Raw genomic sequence first — 25,938 nt, 5'->3', positions numbered from 1 at the left:
CGTCGTCCCGTTCATGGACGTCGAGGAATACCTCGACGAGTGTCTGGAATCGATCGCGCGGCAGACCTTCACCGACCTTGAGGTCATCCTCGTCGACGACGGCTCGACCGACGGCTCGACACGCATCGCCGCCGGTTTCTGCGCCCGCGACCCCCGTTTCCGCCTCATCCGCCAGCACTCCCAGGGCCCCGGACACGCGCGCAACACGGGCATACGCGCGGCGCACCCGGAGGCCGAGTTCCTGGCATTCGTCGACGGCGACGACGTCATACCCGAGTACGCCTACGAACTCCTCGTGCGCCGGCTCGAAGGCTCGGAGTCCGACTTCGTCTCGGGCAATGTCCAGATGATGAACTCCAGCAAGAAGTGGCAGTCGCCCCTGCACAAGACGCCGATGGCGAAGGAACGGCGTCACACGCACATCACGCGGTTCGAGGCGCTCATTTACGACCGCACCGTGTGGAACAAGCTCTTCCGGCGGTCTTTCTGGGACTACCACTTCATGGAGTTCCCCGAGGGCGTCCTGTACGAGGACTCCTGGGTCAACATGGTCGCCCACTTCCGCGCCGCCAAGGTCGACGTCATCACCGACTTCGTCTACTTCTGGCGGCGCCGCGACGGCTCCTCGGCCCCCTCCATCACGCAGCGCCACACCGAACTGACCAACCTCCGCGACCGCGTCGCCGCCGTGCAGTCCGTCAGCCGGTTCCTCGGCTCCCACCGCTCGCGCGCCTTCACCGAGCACAAGCGCAAGTACGACCTCGCCTGCCTCAAGTCGGACCTCATGCTCCACCTGAAGGTGCTGCCCGACGCGGACGAGGAATACCACAACGCCTTCATGGAGTGGGCCAACCAGTTCCTCGACGAGGCCGACGAGGACATCATCGACGAGCTGCCCGCCGACGCCCGCGTGAAGTGGCACCTGGTGCGCTGCGGCAAGTTCGAAGAACTCCTCGAAGTCATCGAGTTCGAGCGCAAGGGCGGCCCGATGCCCGTGCGGCGCCGCTTCCACCGCTACCTCAACTACCCCCACCTCGGCGACCGCAACCTCGGCCTGGACAAGAAGGCGTACCGCCTCGACAAGGAGCTGTCCCTGCACGGCCAGGTCGCCGACATGGCGTGGGTCGACGAGGAACTGCACATCAAGGGCGCGGCGTACATCCGCTTCATCAACGTGCACAAGCGCCGGATGTCGGTGAAGGCCATCGCGCTGCGCAACAAGAAGCAGGGCCGGACCCTGGTCAACGTCGCGAAGACCACCTACTACCCGCAGGCCACCGAGCAGTCGGGCCAGAGCCGCTACTGCTACGACTGGTCCGGCTTCGAGACCAGTTTCGACGTCACGCGCCTCAAGCAGAAGGGCAAGTGGGTCGAGGGCACCTGGGACGTCGCCGCCGGCGTGCTGAGCCGCGGCCTCTTCCGGTACAAGGGGCTGGCCCGCGGTAGTGCGGGAAGCGCCGCCTCCCCGCCGTACGTCTACGTCGAGAAGAACACCCGCGTCCTGCCGCTCTTCCTCCAGGGAAGCCTCAAGCTGCGCGTCGAGGTCGTCCGATGCCGGATCACCCGCCACCGGATCGTCGGCAACCACATCGAACTCGGCGGCGTGTACCTCGGCCCGAAGGTGCCGGAGTGGGGGAAGTTCCGGGTGCGCAGCCTCGCCGGCGCCGCCCAGCACGACTCCTGGGTCCAGTTCACCGCGGGCGGGGAAGGGTGGTGCACCTTCGTCACCCGCGTCCCGCTGTCCAACCTCGTGCCCGGCTCGCGTTCCGACGCGGACGGCGGCGCCCCCGCCTCCTGGAACATGGGCAGCAACGGGTGGAAGACCACGATGCACGTGGAGGGCCGCAAGGCCCCCCTGTATCCCGTGGTGGCCGAGGACACCGCTGACGGCCACTACCGCATGCCACGCGACCTCCAGGACGCGGACGGCGACCGCGAGGTCGTCGTCCACCGCAACGGCTCGGGGTACCTCGTGCTCTTCGAGCGCGCGACCCTCCCGATGGCGACCCGCGTGGACTGGCGGGAGGAGGACGGCGCGCTGGAGATCGACGGCTACTACGCGGCCGTCGACCGCCTCTCCCACTCCGACTACACGGCCTCCCACCTGGTCGTCCGCTCGCGCGCCCAGGGAGCCGAACGCGCCTTTCCCCTCACCTGGTCGGGCGGGTCCTTCAGCGCGGTCGTCCGTCCCGCCGAGGTCCGCACCCTCGCCGGCACCGTGCCGCTCGCCGCCGGCCGCTGGGACTTCTTCCTGCGCACCCAGGACCCGTCCTCGGTCGCCCGCGAGGACCGCCGCGAAGACCGGATGATCAAGCTGGAGCAGGACCTGATCCGGGCGCTCCCCGGCGAGCTGGAGGACCCCGCCGGACGCCGCTACGAGGTCCAGGCCGAGGCATACGACCGGCTCTCCCTCCTCGTGCACTCCGCGATGCCCGACACCGCCCGCGGCCCCTACCGGCAGAAGCTGCTGCGCACCGAGACGTACCCCGCCGCCCGGCGCAAGCCGGTCCTTCCCGCGGTGCTCTTCGACGCCTTCAAGGGCACGCAGTACTCCGACAGCCCGCGCGCGCTGCACGAGGAACTCGTCCGGCGCGGGACCCCGCTGGACCACCTGTGGGTCGTCAAGGACGACCAGGTCGACGTGCCCCCCACCGCCCGGGCCGTCCGCATGTGGTCGCAGGAGTGGTACGAGGCCCTGGCCCGGTCGAAGTACGTCGTCGCCAACAACCACCTGCCCGACTGGTTCCTGAAGCGTGACGACCAGATCGTCGTCCAGACCTGGCACGGCACGCCGCTGAAGAAGATCGGGCACGACATCGAAGCCGTGCACTTCGCCGACCAGCGCTACCTGGAGCGCGTCGAGAAGGAGGTGCAGAACTGGGACATCCTGGTGTCCCCGAACAGCTTCTCCACCCCGATCCTCCAGCGGGCCTTCGGCTTTCCCGGCGAGATGCTCGCCTGCGGCTACCCCCGCAACGACATCCTGCGCCGCCCCGGCGTGCAGGGCCGGGCGGAGGCCATCCGCCGCAGCATCGGCCTGCCGCCCGGCAAGAAGGTCGTCATGTACGCCCCCACCTGGCGCGACGACCAGTTCTACGCACCCGGCAAGTACAAGTTCGACTTCAGGATCGACCTGGACGACGCCCGCGCACGCCTGGGCGCCGACCACGTCCTCATGGTCCGCCGGCACCCGAACGTCGTGGACCCGGTCCCCGGTGCGGGCGACGGGTTCGTCTTCGACGTGTCCGACTACCCCGACATGGCGGAGCTGTCGCTCATCACCGATGTGATGATCACCGACTACTCGTCCCTGATGTTCGACTTCGCCAACACCGGGCGCCCGATCCTCTTCTTCACCTACGACCTGGAGCACTACCGCGACACGCTGCGCGGCTTCTACTTCGACTTCGAGCAGAACGCCCCGGGGCCGCTGCTCTTCGACTCCGAGCAGCTGATCTCCGCGATCAGGCATGCCGACCAGGTACGGGCCAACTACGACGGGCACTACCGGCGGTTCCAGCAGGACTTCTGCGACCTCGACGACGGATTCGCCTCCGCGCGACTGGCCGACCGGCTGCTCGTCGCCGGGGGAGACCTCGACGAGAGCCAGGCCCAGGCGCCCGCCCCCGTCGCGGGCCCGGTGCCCGCCGCCGGACACCGGGCCCTCGCCGGGCTGCCCATGCAGCGGGAAGCACACATGACGAGCGCCGACGTGTCGGCCTGGCCCGGCCGCTAGGTCTTGGCAGACCTTCGACAGGAGAGAATTCCCCCACATGTCCCAGGCAGCGAAGAGCGGTCAGATCGTCACGGGAGTCGACGATTCCGGCGAGGTCCCGGTCGAGTACCGCTTCTCCCACGCGAAGAACGGCAACCGCCACCTCCTCGTCGTGTTCGCCAACTTCGCGGCGACGGACGACTACGGCTGGTGCAACGGCATTCTGGACAAGACGCAGTCCAACATCCTCTGGATCCGGGACGTGTTCGACGGCCGCAACACCTACTACCTGTGCCGCAACCTGGACTTCGCGGTGGAGCGGTCCGTGGCCGCCGTCATCACGCGCGTGATGAACGCCCTGGGACTGAGCCCCGGCGCCTGCACCATGTTCGGCGGTTCCAAGGGCGGTTCGGCCGCGCTGTACTTCGGCCTGAAGTACGGCTTCGGCAACATCGTGTCCGTCATTCCGCAGTTCCTCGTCGGCAGCTACGTGCGCGCGGAACTCCCGGCGGTGGCCGAGCACATGATGGGTGCGGTCACCGACGAGCACGTCCGGTACCTCGACGCCGTCCTGCCCGACCTGGTCCAGCGCAGCCCGAACCGGCGGGCCAACATCTACGTGCTGTCCTCGCCCCAGGACGAGCAGTTCCCGCAACAGGTCGAGCCCTTCCTCGCACTCTTCCAGGGGTACGAGAACTTCAACCTCATCTTCAACGACTCGGTCCTCATCGAGAACCACGCGAAGGTGACCTACTGGAGCATCCCCACCATCATGGGGCTGCTCGGCATGCTGGTCAGCGGCATCGCCCCGCGCATCGGCATGGTGAAGAGCGGCGGGGAGCAGCCCGGCCGCGACACCTCCGCCATCGACAGCTACCTCTCGGCCACCTCGCAGATACGGGACGACTCGGTGTTCCCCCGGCCCGTGGTCCTGGCCCCGGCGCACGAGGGGCTGCTGCCCGAGAACCAGGTCCTGCTGGCGGGAACCGCCGTGGGCGCCGTACGGGTCAGCCTCTGGGAGAACGGCAAGTACCTCGACTCGGCCCCGGTGGCCGCCGACGGCAGCTGGAGCTGGGAACCGACCACCCCGATGCGCAAGGGCCGGCACGCGGTCCGCCTGTTCGGCGTGGACCCGAGCAACCTCCACTCGGACCGCGTCGAGGTCGCCTTCACCGTCGTGGACCGGACCATGGCCCCCGCCGCGCTGCCGAGTCAGCCGCACCCCCCGGTGGTGGTCTCACCGGAGTTCCAGGGGCAGCAGGGTCCCGCGGTGCAGTTCACGGGCTTCGCGCCGGGCGCGGTGCAGGTCGGTTTCCGGGAGCGGGGCGCCGTCCTCGGTGTGTGCCCGGTGGCCCAGGACGGCGCCTGGTTCTGGGACGCGGGCTGGGCCTGGCCCGCGGGCCCGCACGCGGTCGAGGTGGTCGCCCTGGACGTGAACGGCGTCGAATCCGCTCCCGCCGTGGCCTCGTTCACCGTACAGGGCATGTACGCCGCCCCGAGGTTCTAGGACGACGGAGCGTCCCCGAGGGGCACGCGCAGCACCAGCGCACGGTGGTCCGATACGCCCCAGGGGGCGAGTTCGCAGCCCGACCGGGTCAGCGAGGTGAAGAGGTAGTCGATCTTGTCGCCGTCCTCGTGGGTGGGCCGCCCCGCCCGTGAGGAGCCCCGCTGGTCGCACTCGCGCAGCTTGGAGTACAACTCGGACGGCCACATCCACGTGTTGGGGTTGTCCTGCCCCGGCGGCACCCCGTTGAAGTCCCCGCCGACCACGGCCCGCTTCCCCACGGACACGCGGACCATCTCCCGCAGCTGGTCGCCCCGCAGCTCCCGGTCGTCGCCCTTCGGGGTGAGGTGGGCGGAGCAGACGCGGATGTCCTCTGCCGCCAGCGAGGCGCACAGGACCCCGCGCTGGAGCCCTTCCTTCGGCTGCGGGGTGGGCAGGAGGAAGACCTTCGTCAGCTCGGAGTGGGCCAGGATCGCGAACCCCGCGCTGCCCCGGTCCGGGTTCTCGCAGAGCACCGGGCTGCGGTCCCCGGTCTTGGCGACGGTGATGTAGGGCCGGAAGGAGGTGTGCCAGGACGCGCCCAGCCTGCCCGCCACCTGGGAGAGGTCACCGGAGCAGACCTCCTGGAGGAGGACCGCCCGCGTGTTGGCGGCCGACGCCAGCTTCCAGAGCTCCTCGGTCCTGGCGGTGCCGGCCATGTCCTTGCAGTCCCACTGGGGGACGCCGCACATGTTCCACGTGACGAACCGGGCGTCGTGGGCGGCGGCCGACGGCAGATCGAACGGGAGGTCCGCAGAACGGTCCTGCCGCTGCCCGCTCGCGTGAACGCCGTAGACCGCGCCCAGGACGCACACCAGCGCACCCGCCACGGCCGGGACGAGTGCCCGGCGCTTACGGAACAGACGGGTATCCCAGGGCATCCCCGCATCATAGGCCAGTGATCGGATCGTCATGCGACCTGGTCAGACGTACGGTTGCCCGCCCGCGGAGGTTTCCGCGGACGGGCAACCGGATCGTGCCGGGGGTGCTACGCGGGCACGCTCGCCACACCCGGAGCGAGGAACTTCTTGCCGTTCACCCGCTCGGAGACACCCTCCCGGTCCAGGTACGGCGTGATGCCGCCCAGGTGGAAGGGCCAGCCGGCGCCCGTGATGAGGCAGAGGTCGATGTCCTGGGCCTCGGCCACGACACCCTCCTCCAGCATCAGGCCGATCTCCTGCGCCACCGCGTCCAGGACGCGGTCGCGCACCTGCTCCTCGGTCAAGGCCGAGTCGCCCTGCACGAGGAGGGCGGCGACCTCGGGGTCCAGCTCCGGCTTGCCGGAATCGTAGACGTAGAAGCCGCGCTTGCCGGCCTCGACGACCCGCTTGAGGTTGGGGGAGACGGTGAAGCGCTCCGGGAAGGCGCGGTTCAGGGTCTCGGAGACGTGCAGGCCGATCGCCGGGCCGACGAGCTCCAGCAGCACCAGCGGCGACATCGGCAGGCCGAGGGGCTCGATGGCCTTCTCCGCCGTGGCGACCGGGGTGCCCTCGTCGATGACGTTCTGGATCTCGCCCATGAAGCGGGTCAGGATGCGGTTCACCACGAACGCCGGGGCGTCCTTGGTGAGGACCGCGGTCTTCTTCAGCTTCTTGGCCACGCCGAAGGCGGTGGCCAGGGAGGCGTCGTCGGTCTGCTCACCGCGGACGATCTCCAGCAGCGGCAGGATCGCGACCGGGTTGAAGAAGTGGAAACCGACCACGCGCTCCGGGTGCTGGAGCTTGGAGGCCATCTCCGACACCGACAGCGAGGAGGTGTTGGTGGCGAGGATCGCGTGCGCCGGGGCGACCGCCTCGACCTCCGCGAACACCTTCTGCTTGACGGACATCTCCTCGAACACGGCCTCGATGATGAAGTCCGCGTCCGCGAAGCCCTCGGCCTTGTCCAGGACACCGCTCACCAGGGCGGTCAGGCGGTTGGCCTTGTCCTGGTTGATGCGGCCCTTGCCGAGCAGCTTCTGGATCTCGGCGTGGACGTAGCCCACACCCTTGTCCACGCGCTCCTGGTCGATGTCGGTGAGGACCACCGGCACCTCCAGGCGGCGCAGGAACAGCAGCGCCAGCTGCGAGGCCATCAGGCCCGCGCCGACCACGCCGACCTTGGTGACCGGACGGGCCAGGGACTTGTCCGGGGCACCGGCCGGGCGCTTGGCGCGCTTCTGGACCAGGTTGAAGGCGTAGATGCCCGAGCGCAGTTCGCCGCCCATGATGAGGTCGGCCAGCGCCTTGTCCTCGGCGTCGAAACCGGCCTGGAGGTCGCCGTCCTTGGCGGCCGCGATGATCTCCAGCGCGCGGTAGGCGGCCGGGGCCGCGCCGTGCACCTTGGAGTCCGCGATGAAGCGGCCCTTGGCGACGGCCGCGTCCCAGGCGTCGCCGCGGTCGATCTCGGCGCGGACGACCTCGGTCTCGCCGTTCAGGACGCGGGCGGTCCACAGCAGCGACTGCTCCAGGAAGTCCGCACCCTCGAACAGCGCGTCCGCGATGCCGAGTTCGAAGACCTGCTTGCCGCCCAGCTGCCGGTTCTGGTTCAGCGAGTTCTCGATGATCACCGAGACCGCGCGCTCCGGGCCGATCAGGTTCGGCAGCAGGGCGCAGCCGCCCCAGCCGGGGACCAGGCCGAGGAAGACCTCGGGGAGCGAGAAGGCCGGGATGGCCTTCGAGACGGTGCGGTAGGTGCAGTGCAGACCGACCTCGACGCCGCCGCCCATCGCCGCACCGTTGTAGTACGCGAAGGTGGGGACGGCCAGGGCCGACAGCCGCTTGAAGACGTCGTGGCCGCCCTTGCCGATGGCGAGCGCCTCGTCGTGGTTCTTGAGCAGCTCGACACCCTTGAGGTCGGCGCCGACCGCGAAGATGAACGGCTTGCCGGTGATGCCCGCGCCGACGATGGAGCCGGCGGTGGCCTCCTGCTCGACCTGGTCGATCGCCGCGTTCAGGTTGGCGAGGGACTGCGGGCCGAAGGTGGTCGGCTTGGTGTGGTCGAAACCGTTGTCCAGCGTGATGAGCGCGAAGCGCCCGGCGCCGAACGGCAGGTCCAGGTGGCGCACGTGCGCCTGGGTCACGACCTCGTCCGGGAACAGCTCGGCCGCACCCTTCAGGAGCTCAGCGGTGGTGCTCACTTGGAGTCTCCCTCGGCGTTGAAGTTCGGGTTCTCCCAGATGACCGTGGCGCCCATGCCGAAGCCGACGCACATGGTGGTCAGGCCGTAGCGGACGTGCGGCTGCTCCTCGAACTGCCGGGCCAGCTGCGTCATCAGGCGCACGCCCGAGGAGGCGAGCGGGTGGCCGAACGCGATCGCGCCGCCGTACTGGTTCACCCGGGCGTCGTCGTCGGCGATGCCGTAGTGCTCCAGGAAGGCGAGGACCTGGACCGCGAACGCCTCGTTGATCTCGAACAGACCGATGTCGTCGATCGTCAGACCGGCCTGGGCGAGGGCCTTCTCGGTGGCCGGGATCGGGCCGTAGCCCATGACCTCCGGCTCGACACCGGCGAAGGAGTACGCGACCAGGCGCATCTTGACCGGGAGGTTGTTCTCCCGGGCGAAGTCCTCGGACGCGATGATCGCGGCGGTGGCGCCGTCGTTGAGACCGGCGGCGTTGCCCGCGGTGACCCGCCCGTGCGTACGGAACGGAGTCTTGAGGTTCGCCAGGTTCTCCAGCGTGGTGCCCGGGCGCATCGGCTCGTCGGAGGTGACCAGGCCCCAGCCCGTCTCGCCCGCCGCCTCGTTGGTGTTGCGCACCGAGATCGGGACCAGGTCCTGCTGGATCTTGCCGTCGGCGTACGCCTTGGCGGCCTTCTCCTGCGAGCGCACGGCGTACTCGTCGGCGCGGAGCTTGGTGATCGTCGGGTACCGGTCGTGCAGGTTCTCGGCGGTCATGCCCATGAACAGGGCGGACTCGTCGACCAGCTTCTCGGAGACGAAGCGCGGGTTCGGGTCGACGCCCTCGCCCATGGGGTGGCGGCCCATGTGCTCGACACCGCCGGCGAGGGCGACGTCGTAGGCACCGAAGGCCACACCGCCGGCGACGGCGGTCACGGCGGTCAGCGCACCGGCGCACATGCGGTCGATCGAGTAACCCGGGACCGACTGCGGAAGACCGGCGAGGATGCCGGCCGTGCGGCCCAGCGTCAGGCCCTGGTCGCCGATCTGCGTGGTCGCGGCGATGGCGACCTCGTCGATCTTCTTGGGGTCCAGGTCCGGGTTGCGGCGCAGCAGCTCCCGGATCGCCTTCACGACGAGGTCGTCGGCGCGGGTCTCGTGGTAGATGCCCTTCGGGCCCGCCTTGCCGAACGGGGTGCGGACGCCGTCGACGAAGACGACGTCCCTGACGGTACGAGGCACGTTGGCTCTCCTCCAGGTGCGGGATGGCACTGCTGCGCGTGGGCGCCACTCACTGAGCGGCCGCTCACCCGGCCCATGCTACTTGCGGGTAACCAATGTGCACACCCCCACCCGGAACAGCGGCGAAGGTCACACTCCGGATCACCCGGCCGAGCCGTGCGCCCCGGCCGCGCGCCCGGGCGGTCGGAGCGCCGGCGCCGCCCCGGCCGGGTTGCGCGACGGCCCGGCCCGGTCACGTCAGTGGCACCGGACGACCGCCGCCACCCACCCCTGGGGCCGCCCGGTACCCACCCGGGGCCGCCGACACCATGGAGCGCCGCGATGCCCGCACCCGTCGTCACGACCACTACGTGTCCCACGACTCCACCATCCCCGCGGACACCGGCGAGCCCGTCAAGCTCTTCGTCCGGGAACGCAACGGCACGCCCACGGGCGGGACGCGGCGGTCTGCACCGGCACGCCGGCCTACGCCGGGACCGACTTCGGCGCGCCGGTGACCCTGCCGGGGTCCGCCCCGGCGGCGGCCTTCGGCTTCCCGACGACCGTCGGGACGAAGTCCGGATTCCAGACCGGCTGGGACAAGGACGTGCACCGCCCGGACCAGCGCGAGGCCGGCATGGCCGACATCGTCTGGGACGCGATCACGGCGACCGACCCCGGACGGCGCCACATGGGGCGGTCCGGTGGCCGGCTCCCCGAGCTCTACCGGCTCATCCCGGCTCGAAGAAGCCGATGTTCCGGATCTCCTGCGCGAGCCGCCAGGTGCCGTGGGAGCGCCGGGCGGCCCTGGTGCACACCATGTCCGAGCACGGGCTCAAGCGGGGCAAGGCCGAGGGCGCGACCTCGGGTGCCTGCGACCGGGACGAGGACGGGGCCCTCACGCCCATCGTGTGAGGACCCCGCGCAAGCCCGCGCCGACCGGTTCAGGCGGTCGCGGCGAGGGCCTCGACCAGGGCCGGGGTGACCTGCTCGACCTGCCACGGGCGGGCGCCGTAGCCGGTCAGGGCCTCGGACACCGCCTCCGGCTCCAGCCGCTGCGGCGGCTCCCAGCACAGCCGGCGGACCGTGTCCGGGGCGATCAGGTTCTCCTGCGGCAGGTTCAGCCCCTCCGCCAGAGCGGAGACGGCCGCGCGGGCCGCCGACAGCCGCGCCGCGGCGGCCGGGTCCTTGTCCGCCCAGGACCGCGGCGGCGGCGGGCCGGCCGGGGTCGCCCCCGGCTGCGGCAGCTCGCTCTCGGGCAGCGCCCGCGCCCGGTCCACCGCGGCCATCCACTGCTCCAGCTGCCGGCGCCCCATCCGCTGCCCGAAGCCGGGCAGCGCGGACAGCGCGGTGGCGTTCGCGGGCAGCGCCAGGGCGGCCTCGACGATCGCGGCGTCCCCCAGCACCTTGCCCGGCGACACGTCGCGCCGCTGGGCGATCCGGTCGCGCGACTCCCACAGCTCCCGTACGACGGCCATCTGCCGGCGCCGGCGCACCTTGTGCATGCCGGACGTACGGCGCCACGGGTCCTTGCGCGGCGGCGCGGGTGGTGCCGAGGCGATGGCCTCGAACTCCTGGCGGGCCCATTCCAGCTTGCCCTGCCGGTCCAGTTCCTTCTCCAGCGCGTCCCGCAGGTCCACCAGCAGCTCCACGTCGAGCGCGGCGTAGCGCAGCCACGGTTCGGGCAGCGGCCGGGTGGACCAGTCGACGGCGGAGTGGCCCTTCTCCAGCACGTAGCCCAGCACGCCCTCGACCATCGCGCCCAGTCCGACCCGCGGGAACCCGGCCAGCCGGCCCGCCAGCTCGGTGTCGAACAGGGAGGTGGGGGTCATGCCTATTTCACGCAGGCACGGCAGGTCCTGGGTGGCGGCGTGCAGGATCCACTCCGTGCCGGGCGTCGCCCAGCGAGGACAGGTCGGGGCAGCCCACCGGGTCGATCAGCGCCGATCCGGCACCTTCGCGGCGCAGCTGCACCAGGTACGCGCGCTGGCCGTAGCGGTACCCGGAGGCGCGTTCGGCGTCGACGGCGACGGGTCCGGTGCCCGCGGCGAAGGCCGCGACCACCCGGGCCAGTGCGTCCTCGTCGGCGACCACCGGAGGGATCCCCTCGCGGGGTTCGAGCAAGGGAATCGGCGCCTTGTCGACGTCGTCCGGGGGGCCGCCCCCGGTGGTGGTGCGCAGGTCTGCTGCGGTCTCTTGGGCGTCGGTCACCGCTCAAGGGTATCCGTGGATGTGACGCGCCCGTCGCCGGAACGTTCCGTCGACGGGCGCGGGAGTGGAGCGGGGGTGCGGGGCGGACGTTTCCCGGGGGTTCCCCGGGACGTCGCCCAGGAGCCTCCGGGCGGGGTCAGTGGATGATCCCGGTCCGCAGCGCGACGGCGACCATCCCGGCCCGGTCGCCGGTGCCCAGCTTGCGGGCGATCCGGGCGAGGTGGGACTTGACGGTCAGGGCGGACAGGCCCATCGATACGCCGATGGCCTTGTTGGACTGGCCCTCCGCGACGAGGCGCAGTACCTCGACCTCACGGCCGGAGAGCTCGCGGTAGCCGCCCGGGTGGCTCGGGGCACCCGGGGGGCGGCGGTGCATACGGGCGGCCGCGGCGCCGATGGGGGCGGCGCCGGGACGGGTGGGGAGCCCGATGTTGGTCCGGGTGCCGGTGACGACGTAGCCCTTGACTCCGCCCGCGAGGGCGTTGCGTACGGCGCCGATGTCGTCGGCGGCGGACAGGGCCAGGCCGTTCGGCCAGCCGGCGGCGCGGGTCTCGGAGAGCAGGGTGAGACCGGAGCCGTCGGGCAGGTGTACGTCGGCAACGCAGATGTCGCGCGGGCTGCCGACGCGGGGGCGGGCCTCCGCGATGGACGACGCCTCGATCACATCACGTACTCCGAGGGCCCACAGATGGCGGGTCACGGTGGAACGGACGCGCGGGTCGGCCACGACGACCATGGCCGTCGGCTTGTTCGGGCGGTAGGCGACCAGGCTTGCGGGCTGCTCGAGAAGAACGGACACCTAGGCCTCCTGGGGGAGTGGCGGGGCGTCCGGCTCGGGGAAGGAAGCCGGTCGCACCGTGCTGATGGTCACTGACTCTTTCGGCACGTCACCCGCCCGGCTTTAGGGAATGATCACGATTTGGTGAGTAACAATTCGGGCAATTCGGACGCATGATCGATCAAGCGATGATCAGAAGGCCGCACGGAGCGCCCCGTTCCGAGCGTCCGGCACTCCCGGCGCGGGGCCGGCGGCGGCCCCGCCGTCCGTCCCGTGGGCCGTCCGGCCCCCCGGCTACGGGTGGTGCGGGCCGCGCCGCTGTGGCAGGGAGACCACACCGGTGCCCGAGTCCGTCGGACCCACCGGCGGCAGCCCGGCGATCTGGCACAGCAACTCGCACCAGGCCGACAGGTGCGCCGCGGTGTCCGGCACCCCGCCCACCCCCTCGCGGGGCGTCCACGAGGCCCTGATCTCGATCTGGGTGGCCGGACGCCGCTCCGCGAGACCGCCGAAGTAGTGCGAGCTCGCCATCGTGACGGTCCCGCTCGCCTCCCCGTACGTCAGCCCGCGCGCGTCCAGCGCCCCCGTCAGCCAGGACCAGGACACCTCCGGCAGCAGCGGGTCGGCGGCCATCTCCGGCTCCAGCTCCGCCCGTACGAGCGTCACCAGCCGGAAGGTGCCCTGCCAGGCGTCGTGCCCGGCCGGATCGTGGAGCAGGATCAGCCGGCCGTCGGCGAGGTCGTCCTCACCGTCGACCACCGCGGCCTCCAGCGCGTAGGCGTGCGGGGCCAGCCGCTGCGGCGGCTTCGTCGGTTCGATCTCGATGCCGGAACGCAGCCGCGCCTTCTTCAAGCCGTCGACCGCCCGCCGGAACGGGAGCGGGACGGAGCTCTCCTTCGCGCTGTCCGCACCGTCAGCGCCATCTGAAAATCGTCCCTGAGCCGCAGCCATGCGGGGAAGACTAGGCGGAACGAGCGCCCGTGCGGCGCAGGGACACCCGCACCGGGCCGGGCACTTCTTCATACGTGCGAAGATTTGGCTCGTGAGCGCCATCCACCGCCCCACGGGCCAGCCGAGTCAGACGTACGATTCCGCCTTCCTGAAGGCGTGCCGGCGCGAGCCGGTGCCGCACACCCCGGTGTGGTTCATGCGGCAGGCCGGGCGCTCCCTCCCCGAGTACCGCAAGGTGCGCGAGGGCACGGCCATGCTGGACTCCTGCATGCGGCCCGACCTGGTCACCGAGATCACGCTCCAGCCGGTGCGCCGCCACAAGGTGGACGCGGCGATCTTCTTCTCCGACATCGTGGTGCCGCTCAAGGCCATCGGCGTCGACCTGGACATCAAGCCCGGCGTCGGCCCGGTCGTGGCCCAGCCGATCCGTCGCCGCGAGGACCTCGCACAGCTGCGCGACCTCACCCCCGAGGACGTCTCGTACGTCACCGAGGCGATCGGCATGCTCACGGGTGAACTCGGCGCCACGCCGTTGATCGGCTTCGCCGGAGCGCCCTTCACCCTCGCGAGCTACCTGGTCGAGGGCGGCCCGTCGAAGAACCACGAGCACACCAAGGCCCTCATGTACGGGGACCCGCAGCTCTGGGCGGACCTGCTGGACCGGCTCGCGGAGATCACCGCGGCGTTCCTCAAGGTCCAGATCGAGGCCGGCGTCTCCGCCGTCCAGCTCTTCGACTCCTGGGTCGGCGCGCTGGCCCCGGCGGACTACCGGCGCTCGGTGATGCCGGCCTCGGCGAAGGTCTTGGAGTCGGTCGCCTCGTACGGGGTCCCGCGCATCCATTTCGGCGTCGGTACGGGCGAGCTGCTCGGCCTGATGGGCGAGGCCGGCGCGGACGTCGTGGGCGTCGACTACCGGGTCGCGCTCGACGAGGCCGCCCGCCGCGTCGGCCCCGGCAAGGCGCTCCAGGGCAACCTGGACCCGGCCGTGCTGTTCTCGACCCCCGAGGCCGTCGAGGCCAAGACGGACGAGGTCCTCGCGGCCGCGGCCGGCCTGGAGGGCCACGTCTTCAACCTCGGCCACGGCGTCCTGCCGACCACGGACCCGGACGCCCTGACCCGCCTGGTGGACTACGTCCACACCCGCACGCAGCGCTAGCCGTCGCGCCTCGAACGCCGGACGGGCTGGAAAGACCAGCCCCGCCGGCGCTTGAGGCGCGGGGTCCGGGACGGAGCCCCGGGGAACGGGGACGGCCCCGCAGGGCCGCCTAGGCGTCCGCCGCCCGCACCGCGGACACCGCCTTGCGGGCCGCCACCAGGATCGGGTCCCAGACCGGCGAGAACGGCGGCGCGTAGCCGAGGTCCAGGGACACCACCTGGTCCACCGTCATCCCCGCCGTCAGGGCCACCGCCGCGATGTCCACCCGCTTCGCGGACCCGGCGCCGCCGACGATCTGGACGCCGAGCAGCCGGCCCGTACGGCGCTCCGCCAGCATCTTGACCGTCATCTTCGCCGCGCCCGGGTAGTACCCCGCCGTGGTGGTCGACTCGATCGTCGCCGTCACGAAGCGCAGGCCCGCCGAGAGCGCGTCCTTCTCGCGCAGGCCCGTCCGCGCGATCTCCAGCTCGCACACCTTGCTCACCGCCGTGCCCACCACCCCCGGGAACGTCGCGTAGCCGCCGCCCACGCCCGAGCCGATCACCTGGCCGTGCTTGTTGGCGTGCGTGCCCAGCGGGATGTGCCGGTTGCGGCCCGCCACCAGGTCCAGGACCTCCACGCAGTCGCCGCCCGACCAGATGTTCTCGTGGCCCCGGACCCGCATCGACAGGTCCGTCAGCAGCCCGCCCGACTCGCCCAGCGGCAGCCCCGCCGCCCGGGCCAGGGCGGTACGCGGCTCGACCCCGATGCCCAGCACCACCACGTCCGCCGGGAACTCCGTACCCGAAGCCGTGGCCACCGCCACGGCCCGGCCCTCCTCGTCCGTGAGGATCTTCGTCACCTCGGCCCGGGCCACCGTCCGGATGCCCATGCGGTTCATCGCGCCGTGCACCAGCGCGCCCATGTCCGGGTCCAGGGTGGCCATCGGCTGCTCCCCCCGGTGCAGCACGGTCACCTCGTAGCCCCGCACCACCAGGGCCTCGGCCATCTCCACCCCGATGTAGCCGGCCCCGACCACCACCGCCCTGCGGCCCGCGGTCCGCTCCAGGGTGTCCATCAGCCGCTGCCCGTCGTCCAGGGTCTGCACCCCGTGCACCCCGTGCGCGCCGATGCCGGGCAGCCGCGGGCGGACCGGGCGGGCGCCCGTCGCCAGCACGAGCTTGTCGTACCCCGTCCAGCCCTCCTCGCCCGATTCGAGGTCCCGGGCGCGGACCCGCTGCCCGGCCAGGTCGAGTTCGACCACCTCCGTGCGGGTGCGCAGGTCGATGTCCCGGGCCCGGTGCTCCTGCGGGGTACGGGCGATCAAGTCGTCCCGGTCCGTGACCCGTCCGCCGATCCAGTACGGGATGCCGCACGCCGAGTACGAGGTGAAGTGCCCGCGCTCGAACGCGGTGATCGCGAGCTCCGCCGGGCCCTTCAACCGCCGGGCCTGGGAAGCGGCGGCCATCCCCGCCGCGTCGCCGCCGACCACCACCAGTCGTTCCGCTGCCATCGTCCGCACCGTCCTCCGCCTGCGCCACCGTCACGTGCAGGACACGCTACGGGCGAACGGCCGAATGCGTGTTCCGTTCCCGACCGCCGCCCGGCCGCGGGGACGAGGCGTCCGGCCCCGCTGATCGGTCTGCGACGATGTGTCCATGCACGAAGCGGACATGCGTACGGACCGGCCGGGAACCCCCGGTCACGTCGTCGTCATCGGCGGTGGCATCGCCGGCCTCGCCGTCGCCCACCGGCTGCTCGGCGACGGCGTCCGCGTCACGCTCCTGGAGGCCGGGCCGCGCCTCGGCGGCAAGCTGCACGCCGGCGAGCTGGCCGGGGCCCCCGTCGACCTCGGCGCCGAATCCATGCTCGCCCGCCGCCCCGAAGCAGTGGCCCTGGCCCGCGCGGTGGGGCTCGGCGACGCGCTCCGGGCGCCCGCCACCGCCACCGCCCGGCTGTGGACCCGCGGCGCGCTGCGGCCCATGCCGCGCGGCCATGTCATGGGCGTGCCGGGCGACTTGGAGCCGCTCGCCGCCTCCGGGGTGCTCTCCGCCGAAGGCCTCGCCCGGATCGGGGCCGAGCCGACGCTGCCGCCGGCCGAGATCGGCGAGGACGTCGCCGTCGGCGAGTACGTCGCCGCCCGCCTCGGCCGCGAAGTCGTCGACCGGCTGGTGGAACCGCTGCTCGGCGGGGTCTACGCGGGCGACGCCTACCGGATCTCGATGCGGGCCGCCGTGCCGCAGCTCTACGCGGCCGCCCGCACCCACGCGCTGCTCGGCGACGGCGTACGGGAACTGCAGCACCGGGCGGCGGCGCTGCCCCAGGCGGCCGGTCCGGTCTTCGCCGGCATCGAGGGCGGCATCGGACGGCTGCCGCTCGCCGTAGCCGACGCCTGCCGGGCCGCCGGAGCGGGCCTGCACACCGGTCGTCCCGTGCGGGAGGTGCTGCGTACCCCCGAAGGCTGGCGGGTGGTCGCCGGGTCCGAGGTCATCGAGGCCGACGGCGTGGTCCTGGCCACCGCGGCCGGACCCGCCGCCCGGCTGCTCGACGCGCTCGCGCCCACGGCCGCCGCCGAGCTGCGCAGCGTCGAGTACGCCTCCATGGCCCTGGTGACCATGGCCTTCCGGCGCTCCGACCTGCCTCCCACGATCACCGGCGGCGGCGCCAGCGGGTTCCTCGTGCCGCCCGTCGACGGCCGCACCATCAAGGCCGCCACCTTCTCCAGCAACAAATGGGCCTGGTCGGGCGCCGACCCGGACCTCTTCCTGCTGCGCACGTCCGTCGGCCGCTACGGCGACGAGGCCGTGCTGGAGCGCGAGGACGCCGAGCTGGTCGAGGTCTCGCTGCGGGACCTCGGCGCGGCCGTCGGCCTCGCCGCCCGCCCGGTCGCCTCCACCGTCACCCGCTGGGACGACGGCCTGCCCCAGTACCCCGTCGGCCACCTCGCCCGGGTCGCCCGGATCCGGGCCGCCGTCGCCGCCCTGCCCGGCCTCGCGGTGTGCGGTGCGCTCTACGACGGGGTGGGGATCCCGGCGTGCGTCGCGAGCGCCGACAAGGCCGCCGACGTGGTGCTCGGCGCCCTCGGCGGCACGTTCGGCACCCCTGGCACAGACCACTGATCAGCACACGGGACAATAGGCACATGACTGCACCAGAGAAGATTCCCAACGCGGGGAAGAAGGCGAAGGACCTGAACGAGGTCATTCGCTACACCCTGTGGTCCGTCTTCAAGCTGAAGGACGTTCTCCCGGAGGACCGCACCGGCTTCGCCGACGAGGTCCAGGAACTCTTCGATCAGCTGGCCGCCAAGGACATCACCGTCCGCGGCACCTATGACGTCTCCGGCCTGCGGGCCGACGCGGACATCATGATCTGGTGGCACGCGGAGACGGCGGACGAACTGCAGACCGCCTACAACCTGTTCCGCCGCACCACGTTCGGGCGCGCCCTGGAGCCGGTCTGGTCGAACATGGCCCTGCACCGCCCGGCCGAGTTCAACAAGTCCCACATCCCGGCGTTCCTGGCCGACGAGAACCCGCGCGAGTACGTCAGCGTGTACCCGTTCGTGCGCTCGTACGACTGGTACCTGCTGCCCGACGACGACCGCCGCCGGATGCTCGCCGACCACGGCAAGATGGCCCGCGGCTACCCCGACGTGCGCGCCAACACCGTCGCCTCGTTCTCGCTCGGCGACTACGAGTGGCTGCTGGCCTTCGAGGCCGACGAACTGTGGCGCATCGTCGACCTCATGCGTCACCTGCGTGCCTCCGAGGCCCGTATGCACGTCCGGGAAGAGGTGCCCTTCTACACCGGACGCCGCAAGTCCGTCGCCGATCTGGTGGCCGGGCTCGCCTGATACCTCCCCTGGGGGGAAGGACCGGCGCAGTGCCTCCGTGACTTGGGGCGGCCGCCGGTGATCGGGAGGCCCCGCCCCCGAATCGACGCAGCCGGAGACCCCGCCCGGAAGTTCAGACGACAGGCGGCAGCAGCGCCCTGGGAGCATTCCCCGGGGTGCCCGCCGCCGCCCGCTCGTCCAGCGACACCGGTGCGGGCTCCGGATGCGGCGCACACGTGGCACGCCGCCCCGGGGTGTCACCCGTCAGCAAGTACCGCTCCACGTGCCGGTCGACGCAGTCGTTGCGGCCGCCGGACACCCCGTGGTGACCGGCCCCCTCCTCGGTGACCAGCGCGGCCCGCGCGCCGAGCCGCCGCTGGAGTTCGAGCGCGCCCCGGTAGGGGGTCGCCCCGTCCCGTTCCGCCGCCACGATCAGGGTGCGGGGGAGCCCTCGCAGCCCGGCCCGCACGTCCACCGGGCGCTGCCGCTCGCGCACCGGCCAGGAGGCGCAGGGCAGGTTGAGGAACGCGTTCGCCCAGGTCTCGAAGGGCGCCCGGCGCGCCACCTCGGTGTTGTCCCGGTCCCAGGTCTCCCAGTCGGCCGGCCAGTCGGCGTCGTTGCACAGCACCGCCGTGTACACGGCCGTGGCGTTCTCCACGGCGGCCGCGCGGGCCGGATCCGGCGCGGCCTGCCGGGTCAGCGGGCCCGGGTCACCGCGCAGGAAGGCGGCCAGCGCCCGGGCCCGGTCCGGCCAGACGTCGTCGTAGTACGCCGTCTGGAGGAAGGCGGCGTGGAGTTCGCCCGTCCCCACCACCCCGCCGGCGGGGGTCCGGGCCACCGCGTCCCGGACGCGTTCGTAGGCGCCGAGCACGGCCTCCGGGGTGCTGCCGAGGCCGTACGTGTCGTGGTGCCGGGCGGTCCAGGCGCGGAAGTCGTACCAGCGGCGCTCGAAGCCGGGGCCCTGGTCGAGGTTGTCGCGGTACCAGACGCGGCGCGGGTCGGGGTCGACCGCCGAGTCGAAGACCATCCGGCGCAGGTGGGCCGGGTAGCGGGTGGCGTAGACGGCCCCGAGGTAGGTGCCGTACGAGGCCCCCAGGAAGTTCAGCTCCGGCTCGCCGAGCGCGGCGCGCAGCACGTACAGGTCCCGCACGTTGTTCAGGGTCGTGTAGTACGGCAGGGCGGCGCCGGCCCGCCGGGCGCAGCCGCGGGCGTAGGCCCGGGCGGCGGCGAGCCGTTGCCGCTTGTACGCGGGTGAGGGATCGGCCGGGACCTGAGTGGGCGCCTGGGCGCGGGCGGCGGGGCCCTGGCAGGACAGCGGGGCGGAGCGGGCGACCCCGCGCGGGGCGTAACCGACGAGGTCGTAGGCGGCGGCGACGCGCTCCCAGGCGGGCAGGCCGCCGAAGAGCGGGAAGGCCATCCCGGAGGCACCGGGGCCGCCCGGGTTGTAGACGAGGGCGCCCTGGCGGGCCGCTCCGCCGCGGCCGGTGGCCGGGACGCGGCTGACGGTGAGGGAGATCCGGGGGCCGTCGGGGCGGGCGTAGTCGAGCGGGACGCGCAGCGTCGCGCACCGGACGGGGTCCGGCAGCGCCTCGGCGTCGGGGCAGGGCCCGAAGGCGAGCGGGGGCGGGTTGCGGGCGACGAGCTCGGCCCCGGTCGCCTCGGCGTCCCCGTCGGCCGCCCGGGCGGGGACGGGACCGGCCAGGGCGAGGCCGAGGACTGCCGCGGTGACCGCGCGGCGTGTGAGCTTCCTCCGCATGGCGGCCCTCGCATCTCATCGGCTGGTCCGATCAGATGCTGCCGGTCGCCCCCGTGTACAGCACCCCACCCCGGGTGTCGCCCACCCTTCCCCCCATTGCCGTACCCCAGCCGCCCTCCGCCCTGCCCGACCCTGCTACCGCCCGGCCCGCCCGGCGGCCCTGGAGCCCCCCAGCCTTTTCGGGCCGGGCGCACGGTGGCGTCGCCGTGCTCCACGGCCAACCGCCCGGCGCCCGGGCCTGCCCGGCGCCTCTGCCTCGGCCTGTCCGGCGCCCCCGGCCTGCCCGGTTGATCAGCTCTGCCGGCGCGCCCCTGCCTGGGTCCGTCGTGCCGTGGGCCTGCTGGCGCCGACCTGCACGGAGGGCTCGGCCTGTCGGCCCCCGGGTGCCTCGGCCCCCCCCCGCCTGCCCGGTGCCCCGGGGCTGGTCGGGTCGGGCGGCGGGTGGCGGTGCCGTGGGCTACGGCTAACCGCCCAACCTCGGCCTGATCGGCCCCCGGCGTGCTTCGGCGCCCGGCCTGCCCGGCCATCCGTGCCCTTGGCCTGGTCAGGCCGAGCGGGCGGGGAGTTGCCGTGTCGACGGCAAGTCGGTCAGCCCGGGGCTGCCCCGGCCCCGGCGACCGGACCCCGGGCCTGTTGGGCCGAGTGGGCGGTGGCTTGGCCCTGTCGACGGCAAGTCGGTCAGCCTGGGGCTGCCCCGGCCCCGGCGATCGGACCCCGGCCTGCCCGGGCCTCGGCCTGGGTGGACCGGCGGGCCGCGAGCGTCGCTGCCGGCCGCGGCGCCTCGCCCGCGCCCCGCGCGTGGTTCGATGGGCGGTCAGGAACTGCTGGAACAGCTGGACCCGGACGAGCAGCTGGAGCTCGATGAGCAGCTGGACCCCGATGAGCAGCTGGATCCGGACGAGCAGCCGGAGCTGGACGAGCAGCCGGAGCTGGACGAGCAGCTCGATCCCGACGAGCCGCAGGAGGGGCCGGTGTCGGTCGCCGCGCACCACACCAGCGGCGCGAACTCGGCGGCCGAGCCGGACGAGTCGGAACCGGCGGTGCGCCGCGCGCTGGACTGCGCCGCGGCCAGGCGGGTGCCGCGGGCGGCCGGTACCAGCTGCTGCCGCAGGTACGGGTCGCGCAGGCCGCGCAGCCCGAACAGGGCCGTCCGGACCCGCGGGGTGTGGTCGCCCGCGTACCGGGCCCGCATCGCGCCCAGCGCCTCCCGCCCCGCCGGGGTGATCCGCCGCCGGGCGCGCCGGGCGCCGGCGATGCCGAAGCCGAACCCGGCCACCAGAACGGGCAGCACCTCGCAGACGAACGGCACCTGGAACCCGGAATCCGTATCCCACGCCACGAAGGTCAGTACGAGCGACGGCGGCACCAGCAGCGCGCACACCACCGCCTGGACCAGCCCCCAACGGCGCCGCCCCCGCCCCGAACCGGGCACGGTGATCAGCCCCCGGTCGGCCAGGGCGTCCCCCGTCTCCTGTACGGCCGGGTCGGCCATGGCCGCGTACCGCACCTGGTACAGCCACCCGGACGGCGCCCGTCCCAGGGCCTGTAGCACGGCGCGCTCGGCGACGTCGGCGCCCCGCACCCCGGGCCTGGCCTGCACGATTCCCGGGCCGCCGACCACCAGCCGGCCGTCGCACAGCAGCGCGACGAGCGCGCTGTCGACGACCGTCCCCGGGCCGCCCACCAGGAACGCGGCCTCGGACAGGTCGTGCAGGTACGCCGCCGCCCCGGACGACGCGGAACGTCCGCCGCCCGGGCCGCGGAAGAGCAGCACGGTGGAGGCCGCCACGGCGAGCCAGACCGCCACGGCGAGCGCGTTCACGCGGCCTTCCCGACCAGCGCCCGCGCCCAGCGCGCGACCCGGCCCGGCGGCCGCGCCCCGGCCCGCTCCCGCCACCAGGCGGTGAGTCGGCGGCGGGCGGCCGGGTCGGCCGGGAGGTCCCGGACCAGCAGGTGCTCGGCGAAGTCCAGCGCGTCCCGGCGGTATCCGGCCGTCATGGGGCGGCCGCGGGCGTAGCCGAGGAACGCGGTGCGGTACGCGTCCTCGCCGCCCAGGACGGCCGGCAGCTCGGGGGCCAGCTTCGCCACCACCGACGCCCGCTTGGCGGCCAGCGCCCGGGCCTGCACCCGGATCCGCTGCCGGTCGAAGCCCTCCGGTACGGGAGTGCCCGCGACGAGCGCCGACAGCAGCGCTGCCTGCCGCAGCCCGAGCCGGGTCCGGACCCCGTCCGGCACGGGGGACCGTACGGCGTCCGGGACCGGGTCCCGGGGAGCCGGCACCCGCTTCGACGGGGCGGCCCCGGCGACCCCGGCGGCCAGTGCCTCCCGCACGGCCCGGAGTTCCCCCGCCAGCTCACCCTCCGGCGGGAAGTCGTCGTCCCGCTCCAGCAGGACCCCGGCCGGCTCCACCCGTTCCCGCAACTGCGCGAGTACGTCCAGCACCACCCCCGGTACGGGGTGCGCGTGCGTGTCGTGCCACACCCCGTCCCGCTCCACGCCCCCGGCGACGTGCACGTACGCCAGCGCCTCCAGCGGGATCGCGTCCAGCACCGCCGCCGGGTCCTCGCCCCGGTTCACCCGGTTGGTGTGGAGGTTCGCCACGTCGATGAGCAGCCGCACCCCGGTCCGCTCCACCAGCTCGGTCAGGAACCTCCCCTCCGTCAGCTCGTCCCCGGGCCACGGGAACAGCGCGGCGATGTTCTCCAGCGCCAGCGGCACGGGCAGCGCGTCCTGCGCGATGCGGACGTTCTCGCAGAGCACGTCCAGCGCCTCCCGGGTGCGCGGCACCGGCAGCAGGTGCCCGGCCTCCAGCGCCGGCGAGGAGGTGCGTACGTACGCGATGTGCTCGGTGACCAGCGGAGCACCCAGCGCCACCGCCCGCTCCCCGAGTGCGGCCAGCTTCCCGGCGTCCGGGCGGTCGGCGCCGCCGAGGCCGAGCGAGACCCCGTGCGGGACGACCCGGACGCCGCGCTCCAGCAGCCGGGTCAGCGGGGCCGGCAGGTGGCCCGGGCAGATGTTCTCCGCCACCACCTCGACCCACTCCAGGCCCGGCAGCCGTTCCACCGCTTCCGCGATCTCGGGCCGCCAGCCGATGCCGACCCCCAGGTGTGCCATGGGCTTCATGTCCCCCGCCCCCTTCCATCGGTCCTACGCCGATGTGATGGCCCCGGCGGAGTTCGCCCAACCCGCCGCAGGGGACGTTCAGAGCTGGATTTGAGGTTCCGCCCACGGGCGGGACGGGCTCCGGCGGGGCTACAGCCGCGCCCGCAGCGCCGGATGGTCCGAGACCACCGTGCAGGAGCCCGGCGCGATCTCCGTGAACCCCGCGTCCCGTACCACCGGCAGCCCGCTCCCGCTCAGCTCCGCCCACCGCTCGCGCGGGGCCGTCCGTACGGCCAGCCGGAAACCGGAGTCCCGCCAGGCGTCGCGCTCCGCCGGGGTCAGCTCCCACCACGCCAGCTGCGCCGCGTGGCCGGCCTGGGCCATCGCCTTGCCGGCCGACATGTCCAGGTCCGGGTTGAGCCAGAGCACGGGCACGCCCGGTGCCGCCGGAGCAACCGGTTCCGGGTCGTCGAGGTCGGTGCCCGACACCTGGAGCTTGGCCAGTTCCTTGGGCCAGCCGTCGAGCGGCACCGGCGGGAAGACCCGTACCTCGGTCTGCGCACCCGACGGGCCGTCACCGCCGACCGTGACCCCGGGCAGGGTCCCGGCCTTGCGCCACTCCGACCCGCGGGCCCGTCGGACCACCTTGCGGATCCGGGCGTCCTGCCAGTCGCGGACGGCCCCGGCCCACTCGCCCTCGCCGTGCGAGCGTTCGTCGGTCAGCAGCACGAGCACCGCGCGGGCCGCCGTCTCCAGCGCGTCGGTCCTGGCCGGCGGCGCGGTCTTCTCGATCCGCACGACCAGCGGCAGCACGAACTGGGGGGCCTCGTCGCGGGCCGCGTGCTCCTTGCGGAAGGGGCTGTCGGCCCCCACGGCCGGTACGGGGGCGGTGTCCCGGGGGGCCTGGGTGTCCTCGGTGCTCATCCGGCCCAGTCTGCCAGCCTCCGACTTCAGGAGGATGCCGCAGGGGTGCCGTCCGGGCGAGGATCGGGCCCATGAAGAGTGATCTTTTCGCGTCCGAGAACCTGGTCCAGCCCGCCGCCGTGGCGGGGATGACCCTCCAGAACGCGAAGTCCGTCAAGTACACCGTCAACGGGGAGATGCTGGCCCGCCAGGGCTCGATGGTCGCCTTCCGCGGCAACCTCCAGTTCGAGCGCAAGGGGCAGGGCATAGGCGGCATGCTCAAGCGGGCGGTGACCGGCGAGGGGCTGGCCCTGATGTCGGTGCGCGGCCAGGGCGAGGCCTGGTTCGCCCACCAGGCCGCGAACTGCTTCATCGTCGAGTTCGAGCCCGGCGACGCCCTGACCATCAACGGACGCAACGTCCTGTGCTTCGACCCGTCGCTCTCCTACGAGATCAGGATGGTCAAGGGCGCGGGCATGGCCGGGGGCGGACTGTTCAACAGCCTGTTCACCGGCACCGGCAAACTCGCGGTCATCTGCGAGGGCAACCCGATCATCATCCCGGTCACCGCGCAGGCCCCGGTGTACGTGGACACGGACGCCGTGGTCGGCTGGAGCGCGGCCCTGGAGACCGGGCTGCACCGCTCCCAGTCGATCGGGTCGATGATCCGCGGCGGCTCCGGGGAGGCCGTACAGCTCAAGCTGAGCGGGGAGGGCTTCGTCATCGTCCGCCCCAGCGAGGTCACCGAGGTGACCGCGGCGCACTGAACGGCCCCTTCCGGCAACGGCCCGGGCTACTTCCCGATCAGGTCGGAGACCTTCACGAAGCGGTAGCCGCGCTTGCGCAGCTCCGGGACCACCTTGCGGACCGCCTGCTCGGTGACCGGGGCGGCGCTGCGCGTGCAGTGCATGACCACCACCGAGCCCGGCCTGACCCCGGCCAGCACCTGTTCGGCCACCGCGTCGGGGTCCTTGGCGAAGGCGTCGCCGCTGACCACGTCCCACTGCACGGCCGTCACCTTGGCCGGGGACAGCGCCCGCAGCGCCTGGTCGTCGTAGCAGCCGCCGGGGAAGCGGAAGTAGGGGACGGTGTTGACCGCGCCCGCCTTCCGGAAGGCGTCGAAGGCCCGGTCCACGTCGGCCCTCGCGGCGGCGGCGTCGAGCGCGGGGAGCCCGTAGCAGGGGGACTTGAAGGCGTGGTGGCTGTACGAGTGGTTGGCGATCTCGAAGTTGGGATCGGTGCCGATGGCCCTCGCCTGGTCGGGGTACTCCTCCGCCCAGCGGCCGGTCATGAAGATGGTGGCGGGCACCTTGAGGGCGCGCAGGGACGAGATCAGCTCCGGGTTGTCGAAACGTTCCCCCGAGGCGGCGCGCGGCCCCTGATCGGACGTCATGTCCGCGTCGAAGGTGAGCGCCACCGTCTTGTCCGTGCGCTGCTTCGCCCGTTCGAAGACCGGCGTCAGTCCGTTCGGGCCGGGCGGCAGCACCGGAACGGCGGCCGGCGCGCCGGCCTTCGGGGAGCCCGAAGCTGCGGCGGACGGGGAGCCGGACGGGGGAGCCGCCGGGGTGCCCATCCGGGCTTCGTTGGCCGGCTTCGGCGAGCCGCCGCCGGCCCCGCAGCCGGCGAGGGCGGCACCGAGGGCGGCCACGGCCGCGGCTTTGCGCACTGCTACGGAGAGGGTCACGCCAG

18 protein-coding genes and 1 pseudogene are annotated in these 25,938 nt (G+C 72.9%); 7 read left to right on the top strand and 12 right to left on the bottom strand.

The genetic code is table 11. The features are described 5' to 3' along the window. Nucleotides 1-13: 13 nt before the first annotated feature. On the top strand, nt 14-3,736 hold the full coding sequence (locus tag ACZ4M3_RS23640; protein WP_467735670.1) for a bifunctional glycosyltransferase/CDP-glycerol:glycerophosphate glycerophosphotransferase: 3,723 nt from the start codon (nt 14-16) through the stop codon (nt 3,734-3,736). Nucleotides 3,737-3,773: 37 nt separating this feature from the next. Further along, nucleotides 3,774-5,222, top strand: coding sequence for a hypothetical protein (locus tag ACZ4M3_RS23635; RefSeq protein ID WP_467735669.1), 1,449 nt, complete (start codon nt 3,774-3,776; stop codon nt 5,220-5,222). Here the strand turns inward: ACZ4M3_RS23635 and ACZ4M3_RS23630 are convergent. The 3 genes from ACZ4M3_RS23630 to ACZ4M3_RS23620 all read right to left on the bottom strand — a co-directional run bounded on the left by ACZ4M3_RS23630 (nt 5,219) and on the right by ACZ4M3_RS23620 (nt 9,599). Continuing rightward, nucleotides 5,219-6,139 (bottom strand): endonuclease/exonuclease/phosphatase family protein, encoded by a 921-nt coding sequence (locus ACZ4M3_RS23630; RefSeq protein ID WP_467735667.1) that lies wholly within the window; start codon nt 6,137-6,139, stop codon nt 5,219-5,221. The genes ACZ4M3_RS23635 and ACZ4M3_RS23630 overlap by 4 nt on opposite strands. Before the next feature lie 107 nt (nt 6,140-6,246). Next, nucleotides 6,247-8,376 (bottom strand): 3-hydroxyacyl-CoA dehydrogenase NAD-binding domain-containing protein, encoded by a 2,130-nt coding sequence (locus ACZ4M3_RS23625; protein WP_467735665.1) that lies wholly within the window; start codon nt 8,374-8,376, stop codon nt 6,247-6,249. Beyond that, entirely contained in the window at nt 8,373-9,599 is a 1,227-nt protein-coding gene (locus ACZ4M3_RS23620) for a thiolase family protein (protein WP_463409602.1), read from the bottom strand. Before ACZ4M3_RS23620 ends, ACZ4M3_RS23625 begins: the two co-directional genes overlap by 4 nt. A 732-nt stretch (nt 9,600-10,331) precedes the next feature. Between ACZ4M3_RS23620 and ACZ4M3_RS23615 the strand changes: the two genes are divergently transcribed. Continuing rightward, nucleotides 10,332-10,493, top strand: coding sequence for a hypothetical protein (locus tag ACZ4M3_RS23615; RefSeq protein WP_467735663.1), 162 nt, complete (start codon nt 10,332-10,334; stop codon nt 10,491-10,493). 29 nt (nt 10,494-10,522) lie between these two features. Here the strand turns inward: ACZ4M3_RS23615 and ACZ4M3_RS23610 are convergent. The 3 genes and pseudogenes from ACZ4M3_RS23610 to ACZ4M3_RS23600 form a co-directional block, all read right to left on the bottom strand. Continuing rightward, a pseudogene (locus tag ACZ4M3_RS23610) lies at nt 10,523-11,789 on the bottom strand (HRDC domain-containing protein). Between the two features lie 136 nt (nt 11,790-11,925). Continuing rightward, the gene (locus tag ACZ4M3_RS23605) at nt 11,926-12,588 is read right to left on the bottom strand and encodes a helix-turn-helix transcriptional regulator (protein ID WP_007267191.1); all 663 of its coding nucleotides are present in this window, start codon (nt 12,586-12,588) and stop codon (nt 11,926-11,928) included. Between the two features lie 273 nt (nt 12,589-12,861). Beyond that, nucleotides 12,862-13,518 (bottom strand): DUF3000 domain-containing protein, encoded by a 657-nt coding sequence (locus ACZ4M3_RS23600; RefSeq protein WP_453356590.1) that lies wholly within the window; start codon nt 13,516-13,518, stop codon nt 12,862-12,864. 91 nt (nt 13,519-13,609) lie between these two features. Between ACZ4M3_RS23600 and hemE the strand changes: the two genes are divergently transcribed. After that, entirely contained in the window at nt 13,610-14,674 is a 1,065-nt protein-coding gene (gene hemE / locus ACZ4M3_RS23595; RefSeq protein ID WP_467735660.1) for a uroporphyrinogen decarboxylase, read from the top strand. A 109-nt stretch (nt 14,675-14,783) separates the two neighbouring features. Here the strand turns inward: hemE and ACZ4M3_RS23590 are convergent, their stop codons facing one another. Beyond that, nucleotides 14,784-16,166 (bottom strand): FAD-dependent oxidoreductase, encoded by a 1,383-nt coding sequence (locus ACZ4M3_RS23590; RefSeq protein WP_467735658.1) that lies wholly within the window; start codon nt 16,164-16,166, stop codon nt 14,784-14,786. 145 nt (nt 16,167-16,311) lie between these two features. Between ACZ4M3_RS23590 and hemG the strand changes: the two genes are divergently transcribed. Together hemG and hemQ are read left to right on the top strand one after the other, a co-directional pair. Further along, complete coding sequence (gene hemG / locus ACZ4M3_RS23585; protein WP_467735656.1) at nt 16,312-17,772, top strand: protoporphyrinogen oxidase; 1,461 nt, start codon at nt 16,312-16,314, stop codon at nt 17,770-17,772. Between the two features lie 23 nt (nt 17,773-17,795). Beyond that, nucleotides 17,796-18,509, top strand: a complete 714-nt coding sequence (gene hemQ, locus ACZ4M3_RS23580) for a hydrogen peroxide-dependent heme synthase (RefSeq protein WP_467735654.1) — start codon at nt 17,796-17,798, stop codon at nt 18,507-18,509. 112 nt (nt 18,510-18,621) lie between these two features. Here hemQ and ACZ4M3_RS23575 read toward each other — a convergent pair whose 3' ends face one another. The 4 genes from ACZ4M3_RS23575 to ACZ4M3_RS23560 all read right to left on the bottom strand — a co-directional run bounded on the left by ACZ4M3_RS23575 (nt 18,622) and on the right by ACZ4M3_RS23560 (nt 24,270). Then, a complete protein-coding gene (locus ACZ4M3_RS23575) occupies nt 18,622-20,244 on the bottom strand; it encodes an alpha/beta hydrolase (RefSeq protein WP_467735652.1) in 1,623 nt (540 codons plus the stop codon). An 814-nt stretch (nt 20,245-21,058) separates the two neighbouring features. Next, nucleotides 21,059-22,066: a TIGR04222 domain-containing membrane protein gene (locus ACZ4M3_RS23570; RefSeq protein ID WP_467735650.1), complete on the bottom strand. Its 1,008-nt coding sequence runs from the start codon at nt 22,064-22,066 to the stop codon at nt 21,059-21,061. After that, a complete protein-coding gene (locus ACZ4M3_RS23565) occupies nt 22,063-23,367 on the bottom strand; it encodes an MbnB/TglH/ChrH family RiPP precursor modification enzyme (RefSeq protein ID WP_467735648.1) in 1,305 nt (434 codons plus the stop codon). The genes ACZ4M3_RS23570 and ACZ4M3_RS23565 overlap by 4 nt, the downstream gene beginning before the upstream one ends. Nucleotides 23,368-23,496: 129 nt before the next feature. Beyond that, on the bottom strand, nt 23,497-24,270 hold the full coding sequence (locus ACZ4M3_RS23560; protein ID WP_467735646.1) for an aminoacyl-tRNA hydrolase: 774 nt from the start codon (nt 24,268-24,270) through the stop codon (nt 23,497-23,499). A gap of 71 nt (nt 24,271-24,341) precedes the next feature. Between ACZ4M3_RS23560 and ACZ4M3_RS23555 the strand changes: the two genes are divergently transcribed. Beyond that, nucleotides 24,342-25,016: an AIM24 family protein gene (locus ACZ4M3_RS23555; RefSeq protein WP_467735644.1), complete on the top strand. Its 675-nt coding sequence runs from the start codon at nt 24,342-24,344 to the stop codon at nt 25,014-25,016. A gap of 26 nt (nt 25,017-25,042) precedes the next feature. Here ACZ4M3_RS23555 and ACZ4M3_RS23550 read toward each other — a convergent pair whose 3' ends face one another. Then, nucleotides 25,043-25,933 (bottom strand): polysaccharide deacetylase family protein, encoded by an 891-nt coding sequence (locus tag ACZ4M3_RS23550; RefSeq protein WP_467735642.1) that lies wholly within the window; start codon nt 25,931-25,933, stop codon nt 25,043-25,045. Between the last annotated feature and the right edge of the window lie 5 nt (nt 25,934-25,938).

The sequence above is a fragment of the Streptomyces sp. NPDC026522 genome, from assembly GCF_055567555.1.
This window is presented reverse-complemented; position numbering and strand designations above follow the sequence as displayed.

Bases quoted from the DNA above. Each gene is read 5' to 3' on its own strand.
- hemG (WP_467735656.1), top strand. From the start codon at position 16,312: ATGCACGAAGCGGACATGCGTACGGACCGGCCGGGAACCCCCGGTCAC.
- ACZ4M3_RS23630 (WP_467735667.1), bottom strand. From the start codon at position 6,139: ATGCCCTGGGATACCCGTCTGTTCCGTAAGCGCCGGGCACTCGTCCCG.
- ACZ4M3_RS23565 (WP_467735648.1), bottom strand. From the start codon at position 23,367: ATGAAGCCCATGGCACACCTGGGGGTCGGCATCGGCTGGCGGCCCGAG.
- hemQ (WP_467735654.1), top strand. From the start codon at position 17,796: ATGACTGCACCAGAGAAGATTCCCAACGCGGGGAAGAAGGCGAAGGAC.
- ACZ4M3_RS23560 (WP_467735646.1), bottom strand. From the start codon at position 24,270: ATGAGCACCGAGGACACCCAGGCCCCCCGGGACACCGCCCCCGTACCG.
- ACZ4M3_RS23600 (WP_453356590.1), bottom strand. From the start codon at position 13,518: ATGGCTGCGGCTCAGGGACGATTTTCAGATGGCGCTGACGGTGCGGAC.
- ACZ4M3_RS23590 (WP_467735658.1), bottom strand. From the start codon at position 16,166: ATGGCAGCGGAACGACTGGTGGTGGTCGGCGGCGACGCGGCGGGGATG.
- ACZ4M3_RS23615 (WP_467735663.1), top strand. From the start codon at position 10,332: ATGTTCCGGATCTCCTGCGCGAGCCGCCAGGTGCCGTGGGAGCGCCGG.
- ACZ4M3_RS23575 (WP_467735652.1), bottom strand. From the start codon at position 20,244: ATGCGGAGGAAGCTCACACGCCGCGCGGTCACCGCGGCAGTCCTCGGC.
- ACZ4M3_RS23555 (WP_467735644.1), top strand. From the start codon at position 24,342: ATGAAGAGTGATCTTTTCGCGTCCGAGAACCTGGTCCAGCCCGCCGCC.
- ACZ4M3_RS23640 (WP_467735670.1), top strand. From the start codon at position 14: ATGGACGTCGAGGAATACCTCGACGAGTGTCTGGAATCGATCGCGCGG.
- ACZ4M3_RS23635 (WP_467735669.1), top strand. From the start codon at position 3,774: ATGTCCCAGGCAGCGAAGAGCGGTCAGATCGTCACGGGAGTCGACGAT.